Source organism: Roseateles sp. PN1 (assembly GCF_038419725.1).
Taxonomy (GTDB): Bacteria; Pseudomonadota; Gammaproteobacteria; order Burkholderiales; family Burkholderiaceae_C; genus Paucibacter_A.
In genome coordinates, this window is the sequence record NZ_JBCARA010000028.1 from 1 (window position 1) to 3,506 (window position 3,506).

Consider the following 3,506-nt stretch of genomic DNA (forward strand, 5'->3'; position numbering starts at 1 on the left):
ACCTTCGGGTCATTGAGCAAGCTCATGCCCTCCCCGCTCATGGTGACTTCGCCGGACTCCATCACATAGCCGCGGTTGGCAATGGCCAGCGCGCGGCTGGCGTTTTGCTCCACCAGCAGGATGGTCACGCCTTGCTTGTGGATGTCGCTCACCACTTCGAAGATCTTGTCGACCATGATGGGGCTCAAACCCATGCTGGGCTCGTCCAGCAGCAAGACTTTGGGCTGGGCCATCAGCGCGCGGCCCATGGCCAGCATCTGCTGCTCGCCGCCGCTCATGGTGCCGGCGAGTTGGTCTTTGCGCTCTTTGAGGCGCGGGAAGATGGTGAAGACTTTGTCGATGTCGGCCAGGATTTGCGCCTTGTCGCTGCGGATGTAGGCACCCATCTGCAGGTTCTCGGTGATGGTCATGCGGGTGAAGGTGCCTCGGCCTTCGGGCACCATCACCAGGCCTTGCTTGACGAGGTCCCAGCTGCCCTGGCCCTTGATGGCTTTGCCCATGTACTCGACGCTGCCGTCGGCGATGGGTTGCAGGCCGGTGATGGCTTTGAGGGTGGTGGTCTTGCCCGCGCCGTTGGCGCCGATCAGGCTGACCAGCTCGCCTTGGCGCACTTCGAAGCTCGCCCCTTTGACGGCCTGAATGCCGCCGTAGGCCACCTTCAGGTCGCTGACCTTGAGCAATACATTGTTGTTCGACATGGTCACTGCTTCTTTTAATGGTTGGTGTGGCCCGCGCCCAGATAGGCTTCGATGACCTTTTCATTGCGCTGCACGTCGTAGGGCGTGCCTTCGGCGATTTGCTTGCCGTAGTCCAGCACCGTGACGCGGTCGCACAAGCCCATCACCAGCTTCACATCGTGTTCGATCAAGAGGATGGTGCGGCCGTCTTTGCGGATGCGGTCGATCAGCTCGCGCAGCACGACTTTCTCGGTGGCGTTCATGCCGGCGGCCGGCTCGTCCAGGGCGATCAGCTTGGGGTCGGTGGCCAGGGCGCGTGCGATCTCCAGGCGGCGCTGGTCGCCGTAGCTCAGGGTGCGGGCTTTGAAGTCGGCGTACTTGCCGATGCCCACATAGTCGAGCAGCTCTTGCGCGCGTTTGGCAATCGCCGCTTCTTCCGCCTTGAAGCTGGGGGTGCGCAGCACGGCGCCCAGCAGGCCCGAGCCCGAGCGCACGTGGCGGCCCACCATCACGTTCTCCAGCGCCGTCATTTCAGCGAAGAGGCGGATGTTCTGGAAGGTGCGCGCGATGCCGGCCTTGGCCACTTGGTGCACGGCCTGCGGGGTGTAGGGCGCGCCGCCGAGCTCGAAGGTCCCAGCGTCCGGCGTGTAGAGCCCGGTGATGACGTTGAAGAAGGTGGTTTTGCCCGCGCCGTTGGGGCCGATCAGGCCGTAGACCTGGCCCTTCATGATTTTGATGCCCACATCGCTGAGGGCTTGCAAGCCGCCGAAGCGCTTGGACACGCCGCTGACGTGCAGAACGATTTGATCTGTCATATTGTTCTCCTCGCTCATTTCTTCGTCGGCACAGGGGCGGCCTTGCCATGCTCTGGGGCGGGCCACAGGCCACGCGGGCGGATCAGCATGATGCTGATCATGGCCAGGGCCACCAGCAGCTGGCGCAGGATGGCGGCGTCCAGGCGACCGCCGGTCATTTCTTGCAGCGGGCCGGCGGCATAGCGCAGCACTTCAGGCAGGGCCGACAGCAGCAGCGCGCCCAGGATCACGCCGGGGATGTGGCCGATGCCGCCCAGCACCACCATGGCCACGATCATCACGCTCTCTTGCAGGCTGAAGGACTCCGGGCTCACAAAGCCCTGGAAGCTGGCGAACATGGAGCCGGCGACGCCGCCGAAGGTCGCACCCATGCCGAAGGCCAGCAATTTGAGGTTGCGGGTGTTGATGCCCATGGCCTTGGCGGCGATCTCGTCTTCACGGATGGCCATCCAGGCTCGGCCGATGCGGCTGTTCTCCAACCGATAGCAGATCAGCACGCTGAACACCACCAGGGTCAGGAAGAGGTAGTAGTACAGGGTCACCGAGGGCAGCGTGGTGCCGAAGACTTCCAGCCCCTTGCCCAGGTCGATGCCGAAGAAGTGGATGGCGTCGATCTGCCCGATGCCGCGCGGGCCGTTGGTGATGTTGGCCGGGTGCTCCAGATTGTTCAGGAAGACGCGGATGATTTCACCAAAGCCAAGCGTCACGATGGCCAGATAGTCGCCGCGCAGCTTCAGCGTGGGCGCGCCCAGCATGACGCCGAAGAAGGCCGCCAGGCCCGCGCCCAGCGGCACCACGATCCACAAGGGCGAGTGCAGGCCATCGGGGAAGGCGGCGCGGAAGGCTTCGAAGTTCTCGCTCAGGTGCGGGCTGGAGAGCAGCGCGAACATATAGGCGCCGACGGCGTAGAAGGCCACATAGCCCAGGTCCAGCAAGCCAGCGTAGCCGACCACGATGTTCAGGCCCAGGGCCAGCATCACGTAGAGCAAGGCCAGGTCGATGATGCGCACCGGGCCGTTGCCCAGCTGCTGCGCGAACAGCGGCAGCACCAGCAAGCCGATGGCCGCCAGGCCGAAGACGAAGAGTTTGTTCTTTTGCATGTTGGGTTCTCCTTCAGCCACGCTCAGGCACGGTCGGCCACACGCTCACCCAGCAGGCCCGAGGGTCGCAGGGTCAGCACCAGGATCAGCGCCACGAAGGCGAAGATGTCGGCGTAATGGCTGCCCAGCACGCCGCCGGTCAGATCACCCAGATAGCCCGCGCCGATGGCTTCGATCAGGCCTAGCAAGACCCCGCCCACCATCGCACCGGCCAAGTTACCCACACCACCCAGCACCGCGGCCGTGAAGGCCTTCAGGCCCGGCATAAAGCCCATGGTGTGTTGCACCGTGCCGTAGTTGGCCGCCCACATCAGGCCGGCCACAGCAGCCAGGGCCGCACCAATCACAAAGGTGGTGGAGATGATGAAGTCAGGTTTGACGCCCATCAGGCCGGCCACCTTGGGGTTCTCCGCCGTGGCGCGCATCGCGCGGCCCAGCTTGGTGTGATTGACCAGCCACATCAGCGCGGCCAGGATCACCACCGTCACGCCCAGAATCAAGCACTGCGTCACCGAGATCACCGGGCCACCGAGGTCGATGGGCGTGGTGGGCAGCAGCAGCGGGAAGGGCTTGGGGCTCGGCTTCCAGATGATCATGGCCAGCGTCTGCAGCAGCAGCGACATGCCCATGGCTGTGATCAGGGGCGCCAAGCGCGGCGCATTGCGCAAGGGCCGGTAGGCCACCTTCTCGACCACGAAGTTCAGCGTCACGCAGGTCACCACCGCGCAGCCCAGCGCGATCAGCATCAGCGCCCAGCCCGGCAAGCCCGAGTCCGCCAGCGCCGTCACCACCGTCCAGCTCACCATACCGCCCACCATCAAGATCTCGCCATGCGCGAAATTGATCAAGTTGACGATGCCGTACACCATCGTGTACCCCAGGGCCACCAGGGCATACATGCTGCCCAGCACCAG

At 64.4% G+C, this 3,506-nt stretch carries 4 protein-coding genes; all 4 read right to left on the reverse strand.

Annotated elements, in window-relative coordinates:
• A partial coding sequence (locus AABB87_RS22955; RefSeq protein WP_445944906.1) for an ABC transporter ATP-binding protein occupies nucleotides 1-698 on the reverse strand: 698 nt, incomplete at its 3' end.
• A 14-nt stretch (nucleotides 699-712) separates the two neighbouring features.
• Nucleotides 713-1,492: an ABC transporter ATP-binding protein gene (locus AABB87_RS22960; protein ID WP_231741581.1), complete on the reverse strand. Its 780-nt coding sequence runs from the start codon at nucleotides 1,490-1,492 to the stop codon at nucleotides 713-715.
• 14 nt (nucleotides 1,493-1,506) lie between these two features.
• A complete protein-coding gene (locus AABB87_RS22965) occupies nucleotides 1,507-2,592 on the reverse strand; it encodes an ABC transporter permease subunit (protein WP_341973594.1) in 1,086 nt (361 codons plus the stop codon).
• Nucleotides 2,593-2,615: 23 nt separating this feature from the next.
• The coding region (locus tag AABB87_RS22970; RefSeq protein ID WP_341973595.1) for a branched-chain amino acid ABC transporter permease at nucleotides 2,616-3,506 on the reverse strand (891 nt) is incomplete at its 5' end.